Origin of the sequence: Ancylobacter sp. WKF20 (assembly GCF_029760895.1) — a bacterium.
Lineage (GTDB): Bacteria > Pseudomonadota > Alphaproteobacteria > Rhizobiales > Xanthobacteraceae > Ancylobacter.
Map to the genome: position 1 here is coordinate 1,977,283 of NZ_CP121679.1, position 20,797 is coordinate 1,998,079.

The window sequence follows — 20,797 nt, forward strand, 5'->3', positions numbered from 1 at the left end:
TGACACCGTCATGGCCGGGCTTGACCCGGCCAGCCACGATGTCGCTAGGGAGCTGGCGAGGGGGAAGGCGTGGATCCCCGGGCCGAGCCCGAGGATGACGTCGATCGTGCGTGAGGCGGACGCTCGGCAGTGGCGGCAGCCGTCATCCCGAAACGCCCGCGCCTTGCGGTGACGCACCGGCGACGGCAGCGCCACCGAGCCCTTACCCACGCCGGCTCCTTCGCCAATCCGAGTCCCCAACGAAAAAGGGCCCCTCTCGGGGCCCTGTTCCTGTGGTCGTCAGCGGCACAGACTAGTGGTTGTGCACGGACTTCCAGACCTTCTTCTTGGTGAAGTAGAGCAGGCCGGCGAAGATGATGAGGAAGATCATCACCTGGAAGCCGAGGCGCTTGCGCTGCTCGAGCTTGGGCTCGGCCATCCACATCATGAAGGCCGTCACGTCGCGCGAGTACTGGTCGAGCGTCTCAGGCGAGCCGTCCGAATAGGTCACCTGACCATCGGAGATCGGCTGCGGCATCTTGATGGCGTGGCCGGGGAAATAGGCGTTGTAATGGGCGCCTTCCGGCACGCTGAAGCCTTCCGGCGGCTCGGTGTAGCCGACGAGGAGCGCGTGGATGTAGTCGACGCCGTTCTCCTGATACTGACGTAGAATGTCGATCAGGAAGCCGGGAAAGCCGACCTCATAGGTGCGGGCCTTGGCGAGCGTCGAGAAGTCCGGCGGGTAGGCGCCACCATTGGAAGCGCGCGCCGCCTGCTCGTTCGGGAAGGGCGAGGGCCAGCGGTCCGACAGGCGGCCGGGGCGCTCGAACATGTCGCCGGCGTCGTTCGGACCGTCCTGCACCTTGTAGGACTCGGCGACCGCCTTGGCCTGCGCCTCGCTGAATTCCGGCCCGCCCGGCTGGGCGAGGTTGCGGAAGGCGAAGAGGTGGGCCGAGTGACAGGACGAGCAGACCTCGCGGAACACCTGGAAACCGCGCTGGAGCTGCGCGCGGTCGAAGTGACCGAACGGTCCGGCGAAGGTCCAGTCCTCGCGGGGCGGCTTGGGCGCGCCCTCGGCGGCGAGCGCCGGGGCGAGACCGATACCGAGCAGCAGGGCGCCGGCGGCGAGCGGGCGAAGGAGAGCGGAACGGAAGGACATGGTGGTGCTCATGATGTTCCGATCAACCCTTGGTCTGTGGCGCAGCCGCGCCCGCCGCGACGGGCGCACCGCCCTTGGACTTGCCCAGCACCGCCTCGGTGATGGAGGCCGGCACCGCCTTCGGCTTCTCGAACAGGCCGAGCAGCGGAAGGATGATCAGGAAGTGCGCGAAGTACCAGATGGTCAGGATGCGGCCGGCGATGACATAGCCGCCTTCCGCAGGCTTCGAGCCGAGCCAGCCGAGGCCGATGCACACCGCCACCCAGATCCAGAAGAACTGCTTGAACAGCGGGCGGTAGGCACCCGAGCGCACCTTGGAGGTGTCGAGCCACGGCACGAAGAACAGCACCGCGATCGCGCCGAACATGGTGAGCACGCCGCCGAGCTTGTCCGGCACCGCGCGCAGCATGGCGTAGAACGGCAGGTAGTACCATTCGGGCACGATGTGCGCCGGCGTCACCAGCGGGTTGGCGGGGATGTAGTTGTCCGCGTGGCCCAGATAGTTCGGGATGTAGAACAGGAACCACGAGAAGAAGATCAGGAACACCACCATGCCGAGCGCGTCCTTGACGGTCGCGTAGGGCGTGAAGGGCACGGTGTCCTTCGGGCTCTGCGGCTCGACGCCGGTCGGGTTGTTCTGGCCCGCCACATGCAGCGCCCAGACGTGCAGGATGACGACACCCGCAATCATGAAGGGCAGCAGATAGTGCAGCGAGAAGAAGCGGTTCAGCGTCGGATTGTCGACCGCGAAGCCGCCCCACAGCCACTCGACGATGGTCGGGCCGACCACCGGGAAGGCCGAGAACAGGTTGGTGATGACGGTGGCGCCCCAGAAGCTCATCTGGCCCCACGGCAGCACGTAGCCCATGAAGGCGGTGGCCATCATCAGGAGGTAGATGATGCAGCCGAGGATCCACAGCACCTCGCGCGGGGCCTTGTAGGACCCGTAATAGAGGCCGCGGAACATGTGGATGTACACCGCGATGAAGAACATCGACGCGCCATTGGCGTGGATGTAGCGGATCAGCCAGCCATAGCTGACGTCACGCATGATGTGCTCGACCGAGTCGAAGGCGAACAGCACATGCGGGGTGTAGTGCATCACCAGCACCACGCCCGAGAGTATCTGGCAGACCAGCATCAGCGACAGGATGCCGCCGAAGGTCCACCAGTAATTGAGGTTGCGCGGCGTGGGGTAGGCCACGAAGGACGAGTGCATCAGGCCGACCAGGGGCAGCCGGGCCTCGAACCACTTGAGCGCCGGATTCTTCGGCTCGAAGGTGGAGTGTCCGCTCATTGTGTGTGTCCCTGAACGCCGGATCAGCCGATGGAGATCTTCGTGTCGGACACGAAGGTGTAAGGCGGAACCGCCAGGTTCTCCGGCGCCGGACCGCGGCGGACGCGGCCCGCGCTGTCATATTCGGAGCCATGGCACGGGCAGAAGAAGCCGTCATACTCGCCCGAATGGCCGATCGGCACGCAGCCCAGATGGGTGCAGATGCCGATGACGACGAGCCACTTTTCCTTGTCCTTGGCGGCGCGGTTCTCGTCGGTCGCGGGAGCGTCGAGCGGCAGGTTGGCGTTGCGCGCCACCGGATCGAGCAGGGCCGAAAGCGGGGTCGCCTTGCCTTCCTCGATGTCCTTGGCCGTGCGGTTCCACACAAAGACCGGCTTGCCGCGCCACTTCACCGTGACGATCTGGCCTTCCTGGATCTGCGTCAGGTCCACCTCGGTCGAGGACAGCGCCAGCACCGAGGCGTCGGGCTGCAGCTGCGAGACGAACGGCCACACGAGGGCGGCGGCACCGACCGCGCCCATGGCGCCGGTCGCTATGTAGAGGAAGTCGCGGCGCGTGGTTTCCGCCGTACCGGTTGTTGCCACGATGGTTTCCTTTCCCCTTATGCCTGCGACCGCAGCGCGATCCCGCACACATTCGTCCCAGCGCCGAATTCTGCCGCTCGCGCCTGGGACATGCGCGCGAAAGCATGGCCTGTGGTCGACCTTACCTTCGAGTGCCTCTAATTGCATCCGGGCAACTCCTTGTCCAGATGAAGGCAGTGCGGCAGTCCGTCCTGCCCCCTGCCTTCCCACCGTTGCGTCAACCGCGCAACACCGCCGCCACACCGCCCCGCCAGGCGCGCCTACCACGCGGTCCCGCGTGCCGGATGGCCGCCCGCCACCGTCCAAAGGTCGTTCATGCCGCTCACCCTCGCTCTCTACGAGCCCGACATCGCCCAGAACGCCGGCACGCTGGCGCGGCTCTGCGCCTGCCTCGGCCTGCCGCTGCACATCATCGAGCCGGCGGGCTTTCCAGTGGGGGATGCGGGCTTTCGCCGGGCGGGCATGGACTATCTCGACCGCGCGGCGATCCGGCGCCATGCGAGCTTTGCCGCCTTCGAGGCGTGGCGCCGGGACGAGGGGCGGCGCCTCGTGCTGGCGACGACGCGCGGCGCCCTGCCCTACACGGCCTTCGCCTTTGCCGGGGACGACGTGCTGCTGCTCGGGCGCGAGAGCGCGGGCGTGCCGGAAGCGGTGCATGAGGGCGCGGATGCGCGAATCGTCATCCCGCTGGTCGCGGACGCGCGCTCAATCAACGTGGCGCTGGCCGGCGCGATGATTCTCGGCGAGGCGTTGCGGCAGGTGGGCCGCTAGGGAGGCGTCACGGCCACTTCACCACCGGCGGCATGGAGGAGAGGATCGAATCGATATTGCCGCCGGTCTTCAGGCCGAAGATCGTGCCGCGGTCATAGAGCAGGTTGAACTCCACATAGCGCCCGCGCCGGATGAGCTGCTCCTCGCGCTCGGCGTCGTTCCACGGTTTGGCGAAGTTGGCCCGCACCAGCGCCGGGTAGACGTCGAGGAAGGCGAGGCCGACGGCGCGGGTGAAGTGGAAATCCGCTTCCCGGTCACCCGAATCCAGCCAGTCATAGAAGATGCCGCCAATGCCGCGCGGCTCCTTGCGGTGCGGCAGATAGAAATACTCGTCGCACCATTCCTTGTAGCGGCCATAGTCGACATGGCGCCCCTCGCAGGCGCCACGCATCGCCGCATGGAAGGCGATCGTGTCGGGGTCGTCCTGCGTGCGGCGCGCATTGAGCACCGGGGTCAGGTCCGCCCCGCCGCCGAACCACGCCTTGGAGGTGACGACGAAGCGCGTGTTCATATGCACCGCCGGCACATGCGGGTTGTGCATATGGGCGATGAGCGAGATGCCGGTGGCGTGGAAAGCCGGGTTTTCTTCCGCGCCGGGGATCTGCTTGCGGAATTCCGGGGCGAACTCGCCGAACACGGTGGAGCAGTGGACGCCCACCTTCTCGAACAGCCGGCCATGCATCATCGACATGACGCCGCCGCCGCCCGGCGCACCATTATGGTCGGTGCGGTTCCACGGAGTGCGTGTGAAGCGCCCGGCCGCGCCGGGATAAAGATCGGCCGGCGCGTCGTCCTCCAGCTTCTCGAAAGCGGCGCAGATGCGGTCGCGCAGTTCCTCGAACCAGCCGCGCGCGGCCTCCTTATCGGCCGCGATCCGGGCCGGGTCGATCGGCGTGCCCGTGGCGTTGCGGGCTTCATCTCGGGAATTCGGGGCGGACATGGGCTGGCTCCCTCTCGGCGCCTCCGCTTCTAGCGCCCCGCGCCGCCGCCCGGAAGGGCAGGCTTACAGAACCTGCCCGGACAGCGTGCCGATGGCATAGGTCAGCCCCATGGCCAGCGCGCCCCAGAAGGTGACGCGGATGGCGCCCTTCATCGGGTCCGACCCGCCGGCCTTGGCCCCGGCGACGCCGAGCAAAGCGAGGAACAGCAGCGCCGCCACCGACACCGTGACCGGCAGCGACGCCGGCGGGGCAATGAGCACGGTGGCGAGCGGCAGCGCCGCGCCGACGGCGAAGCTCGCCGCCGAGGAAAACGCCGCCTGCACCGGGCGGGCGGCGGTGATCTCGTTCATGCCGAGTTCGTCGCGGGCATGGGCTTCCAGCGCGTCGGCGGCCATGAACTGCCGCGCCACCTCGGCGGCGAGCGCCGGATCGAGGCCGCGCTTCACGTAGATTTCCGCCAGTTCCTGCGTCTCGCCCTCGGGGTCGGCGGCGAGCTCGGCCCGCTCGCGCGTCAGCTCCGCCTCTTCCGTGTCGGACTGCGAGGACACCGAGACATATTCGCCCGCCGCCATCGACATGGCGCCAGCCACCATACCGGCAATGCCGGCGATCAGCACCGCGCTACGGTCGGCATCCGCCGCCGCCACGCCGACGATGAGGCTGGCCGTGGACAGGATGCCGTCATTGGCGCCGAGCACGGCGGCGCGCAGCCAGCCGGCGCGGCTGAGCAGATGATGTTCGGGATGGCGTGGCTGCATCGGCATATCCCCCAGTCGGACGGTGACGGAGTATAGACCTTTCGTGTCAGGCGCGTGTGCGCCTCATCCACCGTTGCCGCGTCCGCGTAGCCGACACACTGGCGCCGCATGACGGGCGCAGAAGGCGGCCCATGTTTGCGCGCATTTTTGCCTGGTTCGAATCGATCATCGACCCCTTCCGCCCGGCGGCCATCACCCGGCCGCCGGAAAGCCTTCTGGCGTTCTACTGGCACTTCGTGCGGCAGACCGGCTGGGTGTTCATCGCCGCGCTCGGCGCGGCCTTCCTCGTCGCCATCGTCGAGGTCTCGCTGTTCCGCTACATCGGCCAGATCGTCGACCTGCTCCAGCATTCGAGCCCGGCCACGCTGTTCGCCGATCAGGGCGGGCTGCTCTTGTGGATGGCCTTCGTCGTGGTCATCGCGCGCCCACTTTGCAACGCACTGCACGACCTGCTGGTGCGCCAGACCATCACCGCCAATGTCGGCAGCCTCATCCGCTGGCAGTCCTATCGCTGGGTGGTGCGCCAGTCGCTCGGCTATTTCCAGAGCGATTTCGCCGGCCGCATCGCCCAGCGCGTGCTTCAGGCAGGCCCGGCCCTGCGCGGCTCCGTCGTCGAGGTGATCGACGCGCTCTGGTATGTGAGCGTCTACGCCATCAGCGCCGTCATCCTGTTCGCCGAGGCCGATTGGCGCCTCGCCGTGCCGATGGTGGCGTGGATCGGGCTCTATGTGCTCGCCTTGTCGCGCTTCGTGCCGAAGGTGCGCCACCTCTCCAAGAGCACCTCCGAGGCGAACTCGCTGCTCTCCGGCCGCATCGTCGACAGCTACACCAACATGATGACGGTGAAGCTGTTCGCCCATGGCGACCGCGAGGACAGCTATGTCCGCGACGCGCTCGACCGGCACAACACCGCGTTCAAGGCGCAGCAGCGCCAGATTACCCGCATGGCGCTGACGGTGAGCGTACTCAACAGTTGCATGCTCGGCGCCATTGGCGGGCTCGGCATCTGGCTGTGGTCGATCGAGGCGATCAATCTCGGCGCCATCGCTCTCTCCACCGGCCTTGCCATCCGCATCACCAACATGTCCGGCTGGATCATGTGGGTGGTCACCGGCGTGTTCGAGAATGTCGGCACGGTGCAGGAGGCGATCCTCACCATCGCCCGCCCGCACACCGTGATCGACCGCGTGCAGGCGCCCGCCCTCAAGGTGCCGGCCGGCGAGATCCGCTTCGAGGACGTGAGCTTCCACTATGGCAAGGGCTCCGGCGTCATCGACCATCTCAGCCTGACGATTCGCCCGGGCGAGCGTGTCGGCCTCGTCGGCCCCTCGGGCGCCGGCAAGTCGACGCTGATGAGCCTGCTGCTGCGCTTCTACGACACCGAGCACGGCCGGGTGCTGATCGACGGGCAGGATGTCGCCGCCGTCTCGCAGGAGACGCTCCGCGCGCGCATCGGCGTGGTGACGCAGGACACTTCGCTGATGCACCGCTCCGTGCGGGACAATATCCGCTATGGCCGGCCGGACGCCGACGAGGCCTCGATCTGGGAAGCGGCGCGCCGCGCCCATGCCGACGGCTTCATCGACACGCTGACCGACCCGCAGGGCCGCGTCGGGCTGGACGCCCATGTCGGCGAGCGGGGCGTGAAGCTCTCCGGCGGCCAGCGCCAGCGCATCGCCATCGCCCGCGTGCTGCTGAAGGACGCGCCGATCCTGGTGCTGGACGAGGCGACCTCGGCGCTTGATTCGGAGGTCGAGGCGGCGATCCAGTCGAACCTCGACGAGCTGATGGCCGGCAAGACGGTGATCGCCATCGCTCACCGCCTCTCCACCATCGCCCGCATGGACCGGCTGGTGGTGATGGAGCACGGCCGGATCGTCGAGACCGGCACCCATGCCGAGCTGGTGGCGCAGGGCGGCCTCTACGCCCGCCTCTGGCAGCGCCAGTCCGGCGGATTCCTCCACGCGGACGAGCTGGAAGCGGCAGCGGAGTAGACGAAGTCAGGCGGCGCGCGGTGTGATCGCCGCAATGTCCGGCGCCGCCGCCACCGTGATTGCGAGATCATAGGCGGACTGAAGATTCATCCAGAATTCCGGCCCGGTGCCGAAATAGCGGCCGAGCCGGAGCGCGGTGTCGGCCGTGACCGGCGCCTCCTCGCGCGCCAGCCGCTCGATTCGCGTGCGCGGCACGTGCAGTGCCTTGGCAAGGCCGTAAGGCTTGAGACCCATCGGCGCGAGAAACTCCTCGCGCAGGACCTCGCCGGGATGAATAGGCGGGTTCGGGCCGATCATGGCGCGCTCCTCAGTGATAGTCGGTGATCTCGACGTCGGCGGCATGGCCGTCGCGCCAGATGAAGCAGATGCGGAACTGATCATTGATGCGGATGGAGTGCTGGCCGGCACGATCACCCTTCAGAACCTCAAGCCGATTGGCCGGGGGCGCCCGCAAAGCGTCGAGCGTCACCGCAGCGTGAATCATCGCCAGCTTGCGCTGCGCGCCGCGCACTAGATCGGCCGGGAAGCCCTTGCCGACCTGGCCGGCCCAGACCGCGGCGGTACGTTTGTCCCGGAAGTTGAGGATCATTACCCCTCCCCGCAGACGCGGACAGGTTAACGTATCATATAACGATACGTTAGCAACGCCCTACCCCACCGCCTCGCGCACGATCCCGTCCAGCACCGCGCGGTCGATCGGGAAGCCGGCCTCGATCCACGCCTCTTCCGCTTGCTTGAGCGCGGCGCCGAGCGCCGGGCCGGGCTTCAGGCCGCGCGCGAGGAAATCGGCGGCCTTGAGCGGGAAGACGGGAATGTCCCAACTGGCCGCCAGCGCCAGCAGCTCGCGCCAGCCTTCATCCTCCAGCGGCGCACCCGAGCGGGCGAAGGCGATGAGGGCGCGGTCGGTATAGGTCGCCCGGCCCATGCGGTAGATGAAGGCCTTCTGCCCCTTCGCGCACATGGCCGGGGCGGGCGCGGGGCCGGCGAGCGCTTCGAGCCGCGCCGCCTCGCCATTGGAGAGTCGCAGCCCCTCGCGCAGCGCGCGCGCACCCGCCTCCTCGCGCACCGCCAGCGCGCCGAGCCGGCGGATGGCGTCGGGAGCCAGTCCCAGCGCCGCCTCAATAGCGGCAAGCCGGGTGAACACCGCGACATCCCCCGCCCGGCCGAGCACCGGCGCCAGAAGCCCCGCGCCGTCCATCGCCGTGAGTGTCGGCGCCGCGCCGGGGGCAACCAGCAGCTTGAGCAGTTCCGTGCGCACCCGCTCGCGCGACAGCTGATCGAGCCCCCCACGGTTGCGCATCGCCGCCGCCAGCGCCTCGGGATCGACCGGGCCGTGGCCGAAGGCGGCATGGAAGCGGAACAGGCGCAGGATGCGCAGATAATCCTCGCGGATGCGCCGGTCGGCCTCGCCGATGAAGCGCACGCGGCCCGCGCGGGCATCCGCCTCGCCGCCGACGTGGTCGATCAGCGCGCCCTCGCGCGTGAGGTAGAGCGCGTTCATGGTGAAGTCGCGCCGCGCCGCGTCATGCGCCCAGTCGCGGCCGAAGACGACGCGGGCGCGGCGCCCGTCGGTCTCCACATCCTCGCGCAGCGTCGTCACCTCATAGGGCTCGCCCTCGGCGACGATGGTGATGGTGCCATGCTCGATACCGGTCGGCACCGGCTTCAGCCCGGCGGCAAGGGCGCGGCGCGTCACCTCGTCGGGGAGCGCCGTGGTGGCGATGTCGACATCCGAGCGCGCGCCGCGCCCGATCAGCCAGTCGCGCACCGCGCCGCCGACGATGCGGGCTTCCTCGCCCTCCCCGTTCAGCGCGTCGAGCACGCGGGCAAGGCCCGGCCGGTGCTGGGTGAGCGGGTTCATTCGATATGGCCGGGGATCAGCACGCCATCCTGCCAGGTCGGCGGCACATAGCGCCCGGTGGTCGGCCCACGTTGGGCGCTCTCGAACAGATAGAGGCTGCCGGCCAGCAGCACGATACCGATGCCTGAGCACACCAGCAGCGCCCGCACCGACCAGCCGGCGAAGATGCTGTCCACCCGCCGGCCGTAGCGCAGATAGAGCGCGAAGGCGAGGAAGGGCAAAAGGAAGAGCAGAACCTGACCGATGATGCGCGCCATCAGAGATACACCCTCTCATAGAGGCTGCGCAGTATGCCGGCGGTGACACCCCAGATGCGCCGCCGCTCATAGATCATGGCGTGAAAGGTGCGCATCAGCCCCTGCGATTCGCGCGTCTCCTGAATGTGATTGTCGGCGTTCATCAGAAAATGGAGCGGCACCTCGAACGCCTCGTCCACCTCTCCGGGATTGAGCGTCAGCCCGAAATCCGGCTGGACGATGCCGACCACCGGCACGATGCGGAAGCCGGTGCGGGTGAGGTACGGGTCGAGATAGCCGAGCGGTTCGACAAGCCCACGCGCCAGCCCCACCTCCTCCTCCGCCTCACGCAGCGCGGCGCCGAGCGGGCCGTCATCCTGCGGGTCGATCTTGCCGCCGGGAAAGGCGATCTGGCCGGGATGGTTCGGCAGATTGGCGGAGCGCAGCGTCAGCAGCACCGTCGGCTGTTCGCGCGCGACGACCGGGATCAGCACCGCCGCCCCGCGCAGCGGCAGCGTTTCGACGAGGCCGCGATACTGCGGTGTCAGCTCATGGTCGCCGCGGACGGGATCACCGGCGAGGTCCGGCGCCACCGCGAGGCGCTGCCGGGCGCGGGCACGGAAATGCTCCAGCCCGAGCGGCGCAGCCGGCGGCAGTTCGCGCAGCGCGCTAGGCAAGGCATCGTTCATCGCCTCGGTCATGCGGTCGGTCAGGGCGTTCATCGCGTCGCGTCACCGTCGGCTGTAGCGTCATCCACCGGGGCGAGCACGAAGAACTCGGCTCCCGAGGCGACTCCATAGACGGCGCGTCGCGCGCCATCCCCCGTCTCGACCTCGCGCTCCTCCACCCGTTCGGCGAGGTCGAGGAAGACCGCGCGGGTGAGCCGGGCCCACAGGCCCCGCCGCACATGGATATAGGGCCGGATCGCCTCCGCGCCGCCCTCGCCGCGCGCCTGTGCGTCGAAACGCAGCGGATGCTCGCGATCGCAGCGCACGAAATCGTCGAGATTGGTGCGGAACACCAGCACCGGCCCCGCCCCCGCCCCCGCCCCCGCCGGCTCCACCGCCGCCTCCTCCACCGCCATGTCGACGGCGAGGAACGGCGCGTCCTCCACGCGGATGCCCAGTTTCTCGGCCGGTGTCACCAGCACATGGCGCGCGCCCTCGCGGGTGAGAACGGAGGCGAACAGCTTCACCAGCGTCTCGCGGCGGATCGGCCGGCCCTCATGGTGCCACACGCCCTCGCGGTCGATCACGATGTCGATGTCGCCACAATCGGGCGGATTCCAGCGCTCAATCGGCGGCAGCGGGCGTCCGGGGCTTGTCCCCACCGCGCGCACCAATTCGTCAAGTCGCCCGGAAGCTTCTGAATTCACTTAAAAATCTCTGTCACACAGGGGTAATCGCGGCTTCGTGATCCCCCGCCCGATAGTCGACGCGGTCGCAAGATAGCGTAAGCTGACCTAAGCGAAAGTCCGCAACGGCCGGCCGCGTTCCCCGCGCCCGGCCCGCGCGGCCTCCGGCCGGGCGCATTGCATCGGGTCTTGTTGCGGTGCACCATGAGCCGGCGGCGGGCAGTAGGGTCGAGAAGGGGCCGGGGCGCACGCTCTGGCTCCGGGATTTGAAGGAGCACGGCATGACATCCGCCACCGGCGAGAATTTCGAATCCCTCGACGAGATGATCATCCGCTCGGCCGAGAGCACGGCGGCGAATGTGCGCGCCGCACGGGCCGGCATCGGCGCGGTCATCTTCGGCCAGGAGGCGGTGGTCGAGCGCACGCTCATCACCATCCTCTCCGGCGGCCATGGCCTGCTGGTCGGCGTCCCCGGCCTCGCCAAGACCAAGCTGGTGGAAACGCTCGGCGTGGTGCTCGGCCTCGATGCACGGCGCGTGCAGTTCACCCCGGACCTGATGCCCTCCGACATTCTCGGCGCCGAGGTGCTGGAGGAAAGCGCCGGCGGGCGGCGCTCCTTCCGCTTCATCCCCGGCCCGGTCTTCGCGCAGCTCTTGATGGCGGACGAAATCAACCGTGCCTCGCCGCGCACCCAGTCGGCGCTGCTGCAATCCATGCAGGAAGGCCATGTCACGGTCGCCGGTGCGCGGCATGATCTGCCCAAGCCCTTCCACGTGCTGGCGACGCAGAACCCGCTGGAGCAGGAAGGCACCTACCCGCTGCCCGAAGCCCAGCTCGACCGCTTCCTCATGCAGGTCGACGTCGACTATCCCGACCGCGACGCCGAGCGGAAGATCCTGTTCGACACCACCAGCGCTGAGGAGACCAAGCCCAAGGCGGTGATGACGGCCGACGACCTCGCCGCCGCCCAGCGCCTGGTGCGACGCCTGCCCGTGGGGGAATCGGTGGTGGAGGCGATCCTCACCCTGGTGCGCTCGGCCCGTCCGGGCCCCGATGCCGGCGACCTCGGCAAGTTCATCGCCTGGGGCCCCGGCCCGCGCGCCTCGCAGTCGCTCATGCTGGCGGTGCGCGCCCGCGCGCTGCTGGACGGGCGTTACGCGCCCTCCATCGACGATGTGGTGGCGCTGGCCGAACCGATCCTGAAGCACCGCATGGCGCTCACCTTCGCCGCGCGGGCGGATGGCGAGACCGTGCCGGGCCTCATCGCCAAGCTGACCCGCCGCATCGGGTAAGGCGTGATTGCGGGGCGGACCTCCGTCCCGCCGACTTGCCGGCTTGTTGAGCCGGGCGAAGGAGAGTTGAGCGCGTGGAGTTCGACGCCGACACCGCCGTGAGAAGCGCCGCGCAGGATGCGGCCGGTCTGGTCGCGGCCATGCCGCGCCTCGTGCTGGAGGCGCGCAAGATCGCCGCCAGCGTCTATCATGGGCTGCATGGGCGCCGGCGCGCCGGCACCGGCGAGAATTTCTGGCAGTACCGCCGCTTCATGGATGGCGAGCCCTCCGCCCGCGTCGACTGGCGCCGCTCGGCACGCGACGACCATCTGTATGTCCGCGAGCGCGAATGGGAAGCCGCCCACACCGTGTGGATCTGGCCGGACCTCTCCACCTCGATGGTCTTCGCCTCCCCGCTGGTGTGGGAGACCAAGCGCGACCGCGCGCTGATCCTCGCTTTCGCGCTGGCCGAGCTTCTGGTGCGCGGGGGCGAGCGCGTCGGCATTCCCGGCGTCATGCGTCCCTCCGCCGCCCGCAACATCGTGGAGAAGATGGCCGAATCCCTCGTCCACGCCCCCAGCCTGCCGCAGAGCCTGCCGCCGGCCTTCGCGCCCTCGCCGCTGGCGGAAGTGGTGCTGCTCGGCGACCTCTGGAGCCCGACCGCCGAGGTGGTGGAAAGCCTCGCCGGCGTCTCCGCCTCCGGGGCGCATGGCCATGTCGTGCAGATCTGCGATCCGGCGGAGGAGACCTTCCCCTTCTCCGGCCGCGTCGAGTTCCGCGAGCCGGAAAGCGGCGCCGTGCTCACCATCGGCCGGGCCGAGACGGTGCGCGAGGATTATGTCGCCCGCGTCGCCACCCACCGCGCCATCATCCGCCGCGAGGCCGAGCGCCGCACCTGGAGCTTCCTCGTCCACCGCACCGACCGCCCGGCGAGCGAGCTCCTGCTCGCGCTCCATGCCCGGATGAGCGGCGGCAGCTTCGGCGTCACCGCCCACCCGGAGGGCCAGCCGGCCGATCCGGCGGTCGCGACAACCGGAAGCCCGGCATGAGGAGCGCGCGATGAGCGGCCTGTTCGGTCTTCCCCTCGCCTTTACCACCCCGCTGCTGCTCTCGGCGCTCATCGGCCTGCCGCTGCTGTGGTTCCTGCTGCGCCTTGTGCCGCCGCGCCCGCGCCGCATCGCCTTCGCCCCGATGCGGCTGCTGCTGGACATTCCGCCGAAGGAAGAGACCCCGGCGCGCACGCCCTGGTGGCTCACCGCGCTGCGCCTCCTGCTCGCCGCCGTCATCATCATCGCCGCCGCCGGGCCGGTGTGGAATCCCCCGGTCGCCGGCCCCGCCTCCAGCGGTCCCGTGGTGCTGCTGATCGATTCCGGCTGGCCCGCCGCCGCCGGCTGGACCGCGCGCCGCGCCAGCGCCGAGGGCGTTGTCGCCGATGCCGACCTTGAAGGGCGCGGCGTCATTCTTATTCCCACCGGCGAACCGCCGCTGGAGCCGCGCGTGATGTCGCCGCGCGAGGCGAGAGAGCGGCTGCGCTCGCTCGCCCCTGTCGCCTTCGTGCCGGACCGGGCGCCGGCGCTCGCCAGCCTGCGCAAGGCCATCGCCGGCGCGCCGCAGGCCTCGGTGATCTATCTCTCGGATGGCGTCGGGCTGGAGGGCACCGCGGGCGTGCCCGCCGACATCGCCGCCGCCGTGGGCGATCGCCCGCTCACCACGCTGGCCGACGGCGTGCGCGAGCCGCTGGCGCTGGTTGCCGCGGACAACGCCATCGACGCGCTCACCGTGAAGGTCATCCGCGCCGACCGCGAGACCGTGGCGCGCGCCGGCACGGTGCGGGCCTTCGATATGCGCGGCCTGGCGCTCGGCGAAGCCCGCTTCGCCTTCGAGCCCGGCGCCCGCGAGACCGAGGCGCGCTTCGACCTGCCGGTGGAGATCCGCAACGACGTCGCCCGGCTCGACATTGCGGATGAAGCCTCCGCCGGCGCGGTGCAGCTGCTCGACAAGCGCTGGCGCCGCCGCACGGTCGGCCTCGTCTCCGGCACGGCGGCGGACCAGCGCCAGCCCCTGCTCGCCTCGTCCTACTACCTCACCCGCGCGCTCGCGCCCTTCGCCGATGTGCGCACCGCCGAGGGCGCCGGCAGCGCCGAGGCGGTGGACCGCTTCATCAACGACAAGCTGCCGGTCATCATCCTCTCCGACATCGGCAACCTGCCGCCCGAGACCCATGCCCGCCTCGCCCGCTGGATCGAGGGTGGCGGCGTGCTCATCCGCTTCGCCGGCCCGCGCCTCGCCAATGGCTCGGACGATCTCGTGCCGGTCACGCTGCGCCGCGGCGGGCGCGTGCTCGGCGGCTCGCTCTCCTGGGAGCAGCCGCAGGCGCTGGGCAGCTTCACGCCCGAGAGCCCGTTCCGCGATGTCACCGTACCCAATGATGTGAGCGTGCAACGCCAGGTTCTCGCCGAACCGGACGGGCTGCTCGGCTCGCGCACCTGGGCGACGCTGACCGATGGCACGCCGCTGGTCACCGGCGAGCGACGCGGGGCCGGCACGCTGGTGCTGTTCCATGTCACCGCCGACACCTCCTGGTCGAACCTGCCGCTCTCCGGCGCCTTCGTCGACATGCTCCGCCGCGTCGTGGCGCTGGGCGGGTCGAGCGCGGCGGAAGTCGCCGCCGATGGCAGCACCGGCACTGTGCTGGCCGGCGAGACCGTGCCGCCGAGCCGCATTCTCGACGGCTTCGGCGCCTTCCGGCCGGTGACGCCCACCGCCAAGGCGATCCCGCTCGGCTTCAACGGCCGCGCCAGCGCCGACCATCCGCCTGGCTTCTACGGCCCGCCCGAGGGGCTGGTCGCGGTCAACGCCCTTTTGCCGCGCGACCGGCTGGTGGCGCTGGATCTGACCAGCCTCGGCCGGCTCGAACCCTATCGCGACGCCACCCCGCGCGATCTGCGCGCGCCGCTGCTGCTCGCCCTCCTCGCCCTCCTGCTGATTGATGCCATGATCGTCTTCCTGCTGGCCGGCGGCCTGTCGCGCCTCACCACGCGCCGCGCCGCCACCAGCGCCGTGCTGGCGCTTGCCGCTTTGCTCGCCGCCGCGCCGGTTAGCGATCTCCGCGCCCAGACGGCCGCTCCGGCCCAAGCGGCCCCCGCCCCCGCTGCCAAGCGGGCGGACACGCCGATGACCCCGGCCGAGATCGACTTCGCGGTGAAGGCGACCAATGCGACGCGCCTCGCCTATGTCATCACCGGCGACGCCACCACCGACGAGGTCAGCCGCGCCGGGCTCAAGGGCCTGACCGACTTCCTCGGCGACCGCACGGCGCTCGAAGCCGGCGACCCGATGGGCGTCGATCTCTCGCGCGACGAGCTGTCCTTCTTCCCGCTGATCTACTGGCCGATCATCCCCGGCGCGCCGCGCCCGACGCCGCAGACGCTGTCGCGCATCGACGCCTTCATGAAGCAGGGCGGCACCATCATCTTCGATACGCGCGACGCCGAGACCACCATTCCCGGCGCCAATGGCGCGGGCACACCGGCCAATGAGACGCTGCGCGCTATCCTGTCCGGGCTCGACATTCCCGAGCTGGAGCCGGTGCCGCGCGACCATGTGCTGACCAAGGCGTTCTACCTGCTGCGCGATTTCCCCGGCCGCTTCACCGGCGGGCAGACCTGGGTCGAGGCGCTGCCGGCGACGCCGGACGATGAGGAACGCCCGGCCCGCGCCGGCGACGGCGTCTCGCCGGTGGTCATCACCTCCAACGACCTCGCCGGCGCCTGGGCGGTGGGCGAGGACGGGCGCCCGCTGCTGCCCATGTCCGGCACCAGCCCGCGCCAACGCGAACTCGCCTACCGCGCCGGCGCCAATCTCGTGATGTATGTGCTCACCGGCAACTACAAGGCCGACCAGGTGCACGTGCCCGCGCTGCTCGAAAGGTTGGGGCAGTGAGGATGTTGCGCACAGACGCGGACATGAGCGCCGTCATGCCCGGCCTTGGGCCGGGCATCCACGACGTGGCCACCAACCGGCACGGCCCCGCCCGCCAGAAGGCGTGGATGGCCGGGCCAAGCCCGGCCATGACGGCCCCTCTGGCGGGACGGGTCGCCCCACCGTCATCCCGGCCGGCGGCGACGCCGACGATCCGGGATCGCATCCCATCCGGCTCACGATCCCGGCTCGGCCATTGGCCGTCCGGGATGACGATCCCGGCCGCTGACGAAGGAGCCGCCGCATGAATTTCGGCCTCGCCTTCGATCCGCTGATCCCGTTGCCCTGGCTCATCGGCGCCGCCGTTATCGCCGCGCTGGTCGCGCTGCTGGTCATCGTCTCGCGCACCCGTGGTTCGCTGCTGCGCGCGCTCGCCATCGCCCTCGCGGTGCTCGCGCTCGCCAATCCCTCGCTGACGCGGGAGGAGCGCGAGCCGCTCTCCACGGTCGTCGCCGTGGTGGTGGACCGCAGCGCCAGCCAGGATTTCGGCGACCGCACGCAGATGACCGACGCCGCCCGCGCCGAGCTTGAAACCCGCCTCGCCCGACTGAAGGAACAGGGCGCCGAGGTGCGCTTCATCGACGCCGGTGGCGGTGCCGGCGAGGTGGACGGCACGCGCCTGTTCACCGCCCTCTCCGCCGGCCTCGCCGATGTTCCGCCCGAGCGGGTGGCCGGCGCCATCTTCCTCACCGATGGGCGGGTGCACGACATCCCCGCCACCATCGCCGCGCTCGGCTTCCGCGCGCCCGTCCACGCCATCATTTCCGGCAAGGCGGGCGAGCGCGACCGGCGCGTGGCGCTGACCTCGACGCCGCGCTTCGGCATTGTCGGCCAGCCCCAGACCATCGGCTACCGGGTCGAGGATGAGGGCGCCCCGGCCGGGGCGCGCGTCGCCGTCACCGTGCGGCGCGACGGCGAAGTGGTGGCGCGTCCCATCGTCACCGCCGGCCAACCGGCCGAGGTCGATGTCGAGATCACCCATGCGGGGGCCAACATCGTCGAGATCGAGGCCGCCGCGCTGGAGGGCGAACTGACCCCGGTGAACAACCGCGCGGCCGTCTCCATCGACGGCGTGCGTGACAAGCTGCGCGTGCTGCTGGTCTCCGGCGAGCCGCATGTCGGCGAGCGCACCTGGCGCAACCTGCTGAAGTCTGACGCCAATGTGGACCTCGTGCACTTCACCATCCTGCGCCCGCCGGAGAAGCAGGACGGCACGCCGATCAACGAGCTGTCGCTCATCGCCTTCCCGACGCGCGAGCTATTCCAGCAGAAGATCAAGGATTTCGATCTGATCATCTTCGACCGCTACGCCCAGCAGGGCGTGCTGCCGATGATCTATTTCGACAACATCGTGCGCTATGTGGAGGAAGGCGGCGCGCTGCTGGTCGCCGCCGGCACCGACTATGTCTCCGACGGCTCGGTCTACAACACGCCGCTGGAAGCCATCCTGCCGGCCGCCCCGACCGGCCAGATGAGCGAGACGCCCTATCGCCCTAAGCTCACCGAGGCCGGCCAGCGCCACCCCGTCACCCGCGCCTTGCCGGGCTCGCAGAGCGACCCGCCGGCCTGGGCGCGCTTTTTCCGCGTCATCGACACCCAGGGCGCGCGCGGCACCAGCGTGATGGACGGGCCGGACGGCAAGCCGGTCGTGCTGCTCGATCGCGTCGGCGAGGGCCGCGTGGCGCTGCTGCTCTCCGACCATTTCTGGCTGTGGGCACGCGGCTTCGAGGGCGGCGGGCCCTATATCGACCTGCTGCGCCGCCTCTCGCACTGGCTGATGAAGGAGCCGGACCTCGAAGAGGAGCGCCTGCGCATGGTCGCGCGCGGCGGCGACATCGTCGTCGAGCGCCAGACCATGGGCGATGCCGCCCCGCCGGTGACCATCACCACGCCGACCGGCGCGACGCGCAGCCTGACGCTCGCCAGCGCCGAGCCCGGCCTGTTCCGCGCCACCTTCCCGGCCGACACGTTGGGTCTCTGGCGGGCGAGCGACGGCACGCACACCGCGCTGGTCAATGTCGGCCCGCTCAACCCGCGCGAATTCGCCGAGGTCACCTCAACCACCGAGACGCTGCGTCCGACGATTCAGGCGACGGGCGGCGGCATCTGGCGCATGGCGGATCTCGCCGGCGGCGTGCCGCGCGTCGTCGCCGTGCGCTCGGGCGAACGCTTCGCCGGGGAGGACTGGATGGGCCTGCAGATGCGCGACGTGTCGGTGGTGCGCGGGCTCGGCCTTTTCCCGCTCTTCGCCGGCCTGTCGGGCCTGCTGATCCTGCTCGCCGGCGTCGCCGCCGCCTGGGCGCGCGAGGGCCGCTAGCTTCTAGTTGGCCTGCTGCCGGCAGGCGGGGCGTTGCCCCGCCTCAGCCCGTATAGGGCACTTCCTGCTTCTCGAAGGTCTGCGACGCGATGTTCGGGCGCAGGATGCAGCAATATTGCCGGGCGATGTCGCTGATGAGCGCGGCGCGGCTGGCACGGGTACCGTCGATGCGGCGCTCCAGCCACTCATCCGGGACGGTGAGCTGCATCCCCGGCGCCATGCGGCCGAGAATGGTCTTCAGATCGTCCACATGCATGGCGGCCACCGCCTTGCGCGCCTCGTCCATCCCCGCTCTCCCTCAACATGGGGCCGGTTGACCGGCCGCCGCTTCACCCCGCCGCGCGCTCGGGCACGGCGGAAAATCCCTTGCGCACCGGGCCGCGCACCGCCTCAAGCGGCGTGGCGTCCAGCGGGCAGACCAGCACGCGCGCCGGATCCACCGGGCCCGGCAGGCTCACCTGGCCGTGCGGCACGCGCTTGAAGCCCATCCGGCCATAATAGGGCTCGTCGCCGACCAGCAGCACGAGGCGCGCCGCGCCTTCGCCACCGCTCTGGCCCCGCGCCACCTCCAGCGCCTTCTCAACCAGCCGCCGGCCGATGCCGTGCGAGCGGAAGGGCGGCTCGACGGTGAGCGGGCCGAGCAGCAGGGCGGAAATGTCGCCGATGAGAATAGGCGTCAGCCGCACCGAGCCGACCAGCATGGTGCCGATATAGGCGGTGAAGGACAGGTCGCGCCGGTGCGGGTTGCCCTCGCGCAGCCGGTAGGCCGTGCGCGCGAAGCGGCCGGGGCCGAAGGTGCGGGCCACCAGCCGCTCGATGGCGGCATCGTCGGCGGGATTTTCGGGAAACAGCGAAACGGAAAGATCGGTCATGGGGCCACTCGGCGCTCAGAGGTCGGCAGGCTCGCCCGAGCGCGGCAGGCGTTGATCACGAGACGTGCATCACGGCCGCGGGCGGGCGCAGGCGAACGGGATCGCGCGCGCAAAGGCGCGGCGGGTCCGCTCGTCTCGTCGTCGCTGGGCCGGCAACCGGATCATGTCCATCCCCATGAAGGGCGCCCGGATAGCACAGGGGGAACGCAAGGTGAAGCGGCATGGCAGGGGGCGACGGGCAGAACGCGGCATCGGAGGCCCGTTGCCGAGAGCGCGAGCGTCCATTATAAGAGATTTATGTCTCTTTTAATGGACGATACCACCCACCGCCTCGCCCATCGCCTGCGCCTCGAGCGGGAGGCGCGGGGCTGGTCGCTGGCCGATCTTGCCGCCCGTTCCGGCGTCGGGAAAGCCACGATCAGCAAGATCGAGCGCGAGGAAATGAGCCCCACCGCCGCCACGCTGGTGCGCCTCGCCGCGGCCTTCGATCTCACCCTCGCGGGTCTTCTCCTGCGGGCGGAGGGCGGCGAGCGTCTGTCGCGCGCCGCCGACCAGCCGCTCTGGCGCGATCCCGAGACCGGCTATACGCGCCGGCAGATCTTCGCCCGGCCGGATCATCCCGTCGAGATGGTCGAGGTCGAACTGCCGCCCGGCGCCCGTATCCTGCTGCCGGCCTCCACCTACGGCCATATCCGCCAAATCCTGCAGGTGCGCGCGGGCACGCTGACCCTCACCGAGGGCAACGACCGCCACGTGCTGGAGGCCGGCGACTGCCTCGGCTTCGGCCCCCCGGCGGACGTCACCTTCGCCAATGAGAGCGGCGCCCCCTGCCGTTACATCGTCACCCTGACCCGCCTGTGAGCCTTTCCATGCCGACCGCCGCCGCAAAAATCCGCCCGCTCGCCACCGCCGATGCGCCTGCCCTCGCCAGCCTGCTGGTCGAGACTGTCGCCTCAGGCGGCTCCGTCAGCTTCATGCACCCGCTCGATCCGGCGCGGGCGCTGGCCTTCTGGCAGGCGGGGCTGGAGCGGGCGGCTCGGGGCGAACTCATCATCCTGGGCGCCTTCGTTGGGCAGGAGCTCGTCGCCACCGTCACCCTCGTGCTCGGCCTGCCGGAGAACCAGCCGCACCGCGCCGAGATCGCCAAGATGATGACCGCGCGCGCCCATCGCGGCCGGGGCTTTGCGCGCGCGCTGCTGATCGAGGCCGAGCGCCACGCCATCGCCGCCGGACGCAGCCTGCTGGTGCTCGACACGGCGAGCGACGAAGGCGCGGCCGGGCTCTATGAGAAGCAGGGCTTCATGTTGTCCGGCGAGATCCCCGACTATGCGCTCAAGCCCCATGGCGGCCTCACCGGCACCCTGATCTATTACAAGCGCCTGCCGCCCGGCTGAGGGAGCGCGGCGGAGGCAGAGCTGCAAA

At 70.1% G+C, this 20,797-nt stretch carries 21 protein-coding genes; 8 read left to right on the forward strand and 13 right to left on the reverse strand.

What is annotated here, in order from left to right; translation table 11 throughout:
* Positions 1–292 precede the first annotated feature (292 nt).
* Genes AncyloWKF20_RS09180 through petA form a run of 3 tightly spaced genes read right to left on the reverse strand, consistent with a single transcriptional unit; the run spans position 293 to position 3,019 of the window.
* On the reverse strand, positions 293–1,138 hold the full coding sequence (locus tag AncyloWKF20_RS09180) for a cytochrome c1 (RefSeq protein WP_279317552.1): 846 nt from the start codon (positions 1,136–1,138) through the stop codon (positions 293–295).
* A 22-nt stretch (positions 1,139–1,160) separates the two neighbouring features.
* Positions 1,161–2,435, reverse strand: coding sequence for a cytochrome b/b6 (locus tag AncyloWKF20_RS09185; protein ID WP_267581729.1), 1,275 nt, complete (start codon positions 2,433–2,435; stop codon positions 1,161–1,163).
* 23 nt (positions 2,436–2,458) lie between these two features.
* Positions 2,459–3,019 carry a ubiquinol-cytochrome c reductase iron-sulfur subunit gene (petA, locus tag AncyloWKF20_RS09190; protein ID WP_267581728.1) on the reverse strand — a complete coding sequence of 187 codons (561 nt, stop codon included), beginning with the start codon at positions 3,017–3,019 and terminating at the stop codon, positions 2,459–2,461.
* Between the two features lie 315 nt (positions 3,020–3,334).
* Between petA and AncyloWKF20_RS09195 the strand changes: the two genes are divergently transcribed.
* Positions 3,335–3,790 carry a tRNA (cytidine(34)-2'-O)-methyltransferase gene (locus AncyloWKF20_RS09195; protein WP_279317553.1) on the forward strand — a complete coding sequence of 152 codons (456 nt, stop codon included), beginning with the start codon at positions 3,335–3,337 and terminating at the stop codon, positions 3,788–3,790.
* Between the two features lie 7 nt (positions 3,791–3,797).
* On the opposite strand, the gene hemF is transcribed toward AncyloWKF20_RS09195, so the two are convergent.
* On the reverse strand, positions 3,798–4,730 hold the full coding sequence (gene hemF, locus AncyloWKF20_RS09200; protein WP_279317554.1) for an oxygen-dependent coproporphyrinogen oxidase: 933 nt from the start codon (positions 4,728–4,730) through the stop codon (positions 3,798–3,800).
* Positions 4,731–4,793: 63 nt separating this feature from the next.
* Positions 4,794–5,489: a VIT family protein gene (locus AncyloWKF20_RS09205; protein ID WP_279317555.1), complete on the reverse strand. Its 696-nt coding sequence runs from the start codon at positions 5,487–5,489 to the stop codon at positions 4,794–4,796.
* A gap of 131 nt (positions 5,490–5,620) precedes the next feature.
* Here AncyloWKF20_RS09205 and AncyloWKF20_RS09210 point away from each other — a divergent pair, with 131 nt between their 5' ends.
* A complete protein-coding gene (locus AncyloWKF20_RS09210) occupies positions 5,621–7,483 on the forward strand; it encodes an ABC transporter ATP-binding protein (protein ID WP_279317556.1) in 1,863 nt (620 codons plus the stop codon).
* Positions 7,484–7,489: 6 nt separating this feature from the next.
* Here AncyloWKF20_RS09210 and AncyloWKF20_RS09215 read toward each other — a convergent pair whose 3' ends face one another.
* The 6 genes from AncyloWKF20_RS09215 to AncyloWKF20_RS09240 are packed head-to-tail and all read right to left on the reverse strand — an operon-like array spanning position 7,490 to position 10,955.
* On the reverse strand, positions 7,490–7,780 hold the full coding sequence (locus tag AncyloWKF20_RS09215; protein ID WP_279317557.1) for a HigA family addiction module antitoxin: 291 nt from the start codon (positions 7,778–7,780) through the stop codon (positions 7,490–7,492).
* 10 nt (positions 7,781–7,790) lie between these two features.
* Positions 7,791–8,072 carry a type II toxin-antitoxin system RelE/ParE family toxin gene (locus AncyloWKF20_RS09220; RefSeq protein ID WP_279317558.1) on the reverse strand — a complete coding sequence of 94 codons (282 nt, stop codon included), beginning with the start codon at positions 8,070–8,072 and terminating at the stop codon, positions 7,791–7,793.
* 60 nt (positions 8,073–8,132) lie between these two features.
* Complete coding sequence (locus tag AncyloWKF20_RS09225; RefSeq protein ID WP_279317559.1) at positions 8,133–9,344, reverse strand: CCA tRNA nucleotidyltransferase; 1,212 nt, start codon at positions 9,342–9,344, stop codon at positions 8,133–8,135.
* Complete coding sequence (locus AncyloWKF20_RS09230; RefSeq protein WP_279317560.1) at positions 9,341–9,601, reverse strand: DUF6111 family protein; 261 nt, start codon at positions 9,599–9,601, stop codon at positions 9,341–9,343. The genes AncyloWKF20_RS09225 and AncyloWKF20_RS09230 overlap by 4 nt, the downstream gene beginning before the upstream one ends.
* Positions 9,601–10,269 (reverse strand): CoA pyrophosphatase, encoded by a 669-nt coding sequence (locus AncyloWKF20_RS09235; RefSeq protein WP_279317920.1) that lies wholly within the window; start codon positions 10,267–10,269, stop codon positions 9,601–9,603. Before AncyloWKF20_RS09235 ends, AncyloWKF20_RS09230 begins: the two co-directional genes overlap by 1 nt.
* A 29-nt stretch (positions 10,270–10,298) precedes the next feature.
* Positions 10,299–10,955 (reverse strand): DUF1285 domain-containing protein, encoded by a 657-nt coding sequence (locus tag AncyloWKF20_RS09240; RefSeq protein WP_279317561.1) that lies wholly within the window; start codon positions 10,953–10,955, stop codon positions 10,299–10,301.
* Between the two features lie 260 nt (positions 10,956–11,215).
* On the opposite strand from AncyloWKF20_RS09240, the gene AncyloWKF20_RS09245 reads away from it, so the two are divergent.
* From AncyloWKF20_RS09245 to AncyloWKF20_RS09260, 4 genes are all read left to right on the forward strand, one after another.
* Entirely contained in the window at positions 11,216–12,226 is a 1,011-nt protein-coding gene (locus AncyloWKF20_RS09245) for a MoxR family ATPase (RefSeq protein WP_279317562.1), read from the forward strand.
* Positions 12,227–12,300: 74 nt separating this feature from the next.
* Complete coding sequence (locus tag AncyloWKF20_RS09250) at positions 12,301–13,254, forward strand: DUF58 domain-containing protein (RefSeq protein ID WP_279317563.1); 954 nt, start codon at positions 12,301–12,303, stop codon at positions 13,252–13,254.
* A 19-nt stretch (positions 13,255–13,273) separates the two neighbouring features.
* Positions 13,274–16,147 carry a DUF4159 domain-containing protein gene (locus AncyloWKF20_RS09255; RefSeq protein ID WP_279317921.1) on the forward strand — a complete coding sequence of 958 codons (2,874 nt, stop codon included), beginning with the start codon at positions 13,274–13,276 and terminating at the stop codon, positions 16,145–16,147.
* Positions 16,148–16,430: 283 nt separating this feature from the next.
* Positions 16,431–18,503: a hypothetical protein gene (locus AncyloWKF20_RS09260; protein ID WP_279317564.1), complete on the forward strand. Its 2,073-nt coding sequence runs from the start codon at positions 16,431–16,433 to the stop codon at positions 18,501–18,503.
* Between the two features lie 43 nt (positions 18,504–18,546).
* Here AncyloWKF20_RS09260 and AncyloWKF20_RS09265 read toward each other — a convergent pair whose 3' ends face one another.
* Together AncyloWKF20_RS09265 and AncyloWKF20_RS09270 are read right to left on the reverse strand one after the other, a co-directional pair.
* Positions 18,547–18,789: a hypothetical protein gene (locus AncyloWKF20_RS09265; protein ID WP_279317565.1), complete on the reverse strand. Its 243-nt coding sequence runs from the start codon at positions 18,787–18,789 to the stop codon at positions 18,547–18,549.
* A gap of 43 nt (positions 18,790–18,832) precedes the next feature.
* On the reverse strand, positions 18,833–19,375 hold the full coding sequence (locus AncyloWKF20_RS09270) for an N-acetyltransferase (RefSeq protein ID WP_279317566.1): 543 nt from the start codon (positions 19,373–19,375) through the stop codon (positions 18,833–18,835).
* A gap of 297 nt (positions 19,376–19,672) precedes the next feature.
* Here AncyloWKF20_RS09270 and AncyloWKF20_RS09275 point away from each other — a divergent pair, with 297 nt between their 5' ends.
* Both AncyloWKF20_RS09275 and AncyloWKF20_RS09280 read left to right on the forward strand, forming a co-directional pair.
* Positions 19,673–20,236: an XRE family transcriptional regulator gene (locus AncyloWKF20_RS09275; protein WP_279317567.1), complete on the forward strand. Its 564-nt coding sequence runs from the start codon at positions 19,673–19,675 to the stop codon at positions 20,234–20,236.
* Positions 20,237–20,244: 8 nt separating this feature from the next.
* Positions 20,245–20,769 (forward strand): GNAT family N-acetyltransferase, encoded by a 525-nt coding sequence (locus AncyloWKF20_RS09280; protein WP_279317568.1) that lies wholly within the window; start codon positions 20,245–20,247, stop codon positions 20,767–20,769.
* Positions 20,770–20,797 lie beyond the last annotated feature (28 nt).

Excerpts from the sequence above, each read along its gene's own strand:
- AncyloWKF20_RS09215 (WP_279317557.1), bottom strand. The coding sequence starts at position 7,780 with ATGATCGGCCCGAACCCGCCTATTCATCCCGGCGAGGTCCTGCGCGAG.
- hemF (WP_279317554.1), bottom strand. The coding sequence starts at position 4,730 with ATGTCCGCCCCGAATTCCCGAGATGAAGCCCGCAACGCCACGGGCACG.
- AncyloWKF20_RS09235 (WP_279317920.1), bottom strand. The coding sequence starts at position 10,269 with ATGAACGATGCCTTGCCTAGCGCGCTGCGCGAACTGCCGCCGGCTGCG.
- AncyloWKF20_RS09195 (WP_279317553.1), top strand. The coding sequence starts at position 3,335 with ATGCCGCTCACCCTCGCTCTCTACGAGCCCGACATCGCCCAGAACGCC.
- AncyloWKF20_RS09265 (WP_279317565.1), bottom strand. The coding sequence starts at position 18,789 with ATGGACGAGGCGCGCAAGGCGGTGGCCGCCATGCATGTGGACGATCTG.
- AncyloWKF20_RS09280 (WP_279317568.1), top strand. The coding sequence starts at position 20,245 with ATGCCGACCGCCGCCGCAAAAATCCGCCCGCTCGCCACCGCCGATGCG.
- AncyloWKF20_RS09230 (WP_279317560.1), bottom strand. The coding sequence starts at position 9,601 with ATGGCGCGCATCATCGGTCAGGTTCTGCTCTTCCTTTTGCCCTTCCTC.
- AncyloWKF20_RS09220 (WP_279317558.1), bottom strand. The coding sequence starts at position 8,072 with ATGATCCTCAACTTCCGGGACAAACGTACCGCCGCGGTCTGGGCCGGC.
- AncyloWKF20_RS09245 (WP_279317562.1), top strand. The coding sequence starts at position 11,216 with ATGACATCCGCCACCGGCGAGAATTTCGAATCCCTCGACGAGATGATC.
- AncyloWKF20_RS09210 (WP_279317556.1), top strand. The coding sequence starts at position 5,621 with ATGTTTGCGCGCATTTTTGCCTGGTTCGAATCGATCATCGACCCCTTC.
- AncyloWKF20_RS09260 (WP_279317564.1), top strand. The coding sequence starts at position 16,431 with ATGAATTTCGGCCTCGCCTTCGATCCGCTGATCCCGTTGCCCTGGCTC.
- AncyloWKF20_RS09275 (WP_279317567.1), top strand. The coding sequence starts at position 19,673 with ATGTCTCTTTTAATGGACGATACCACCCACCGCCTCGCCCATCGCCTG.
- AncyloWKF20_RS09205 (WP_279317555.1), bottom strand. The coding sequence starts at position 5,489 with ATGCAGCCACGCCATCCCGAACATCATCTGCTCAGCCGCGCCGGCTGG.
- AncyloWKF20_RS09225 (WP_279317559.1), bottom strand. The coding sequence starts at position 9,344 with ATGAACCCGCTCACCCAGCACCGGCCGGGCCTTGCCCGCGTGCTCGAC.
- AncyloWKF20_RS09185 (WP_267581729.1), bottom strand. The coding sequence starts at position 2,435 with ATGAGCGGACACTCCACCTTCGAGCCGAAGAATCCGGCGCTCAAGTGG.
- AncyloWKF20_RS09180 (WP_279317552.1), bottom strand. The coding sequence starts at position 1,138 with ATGTCCTTCCGTTCCGCTCTCCTTCGCCCGCTCGCCGCCGGCGCCCTG.
- AncyloWKF20_RS09270 (WP_279317566.1), bottom strand. The coding sequence starts at position 19,375 with ATGACCGATCTTTCCGTTTCGCTGTTTCCCGAAAATCCCGCCGACGAT.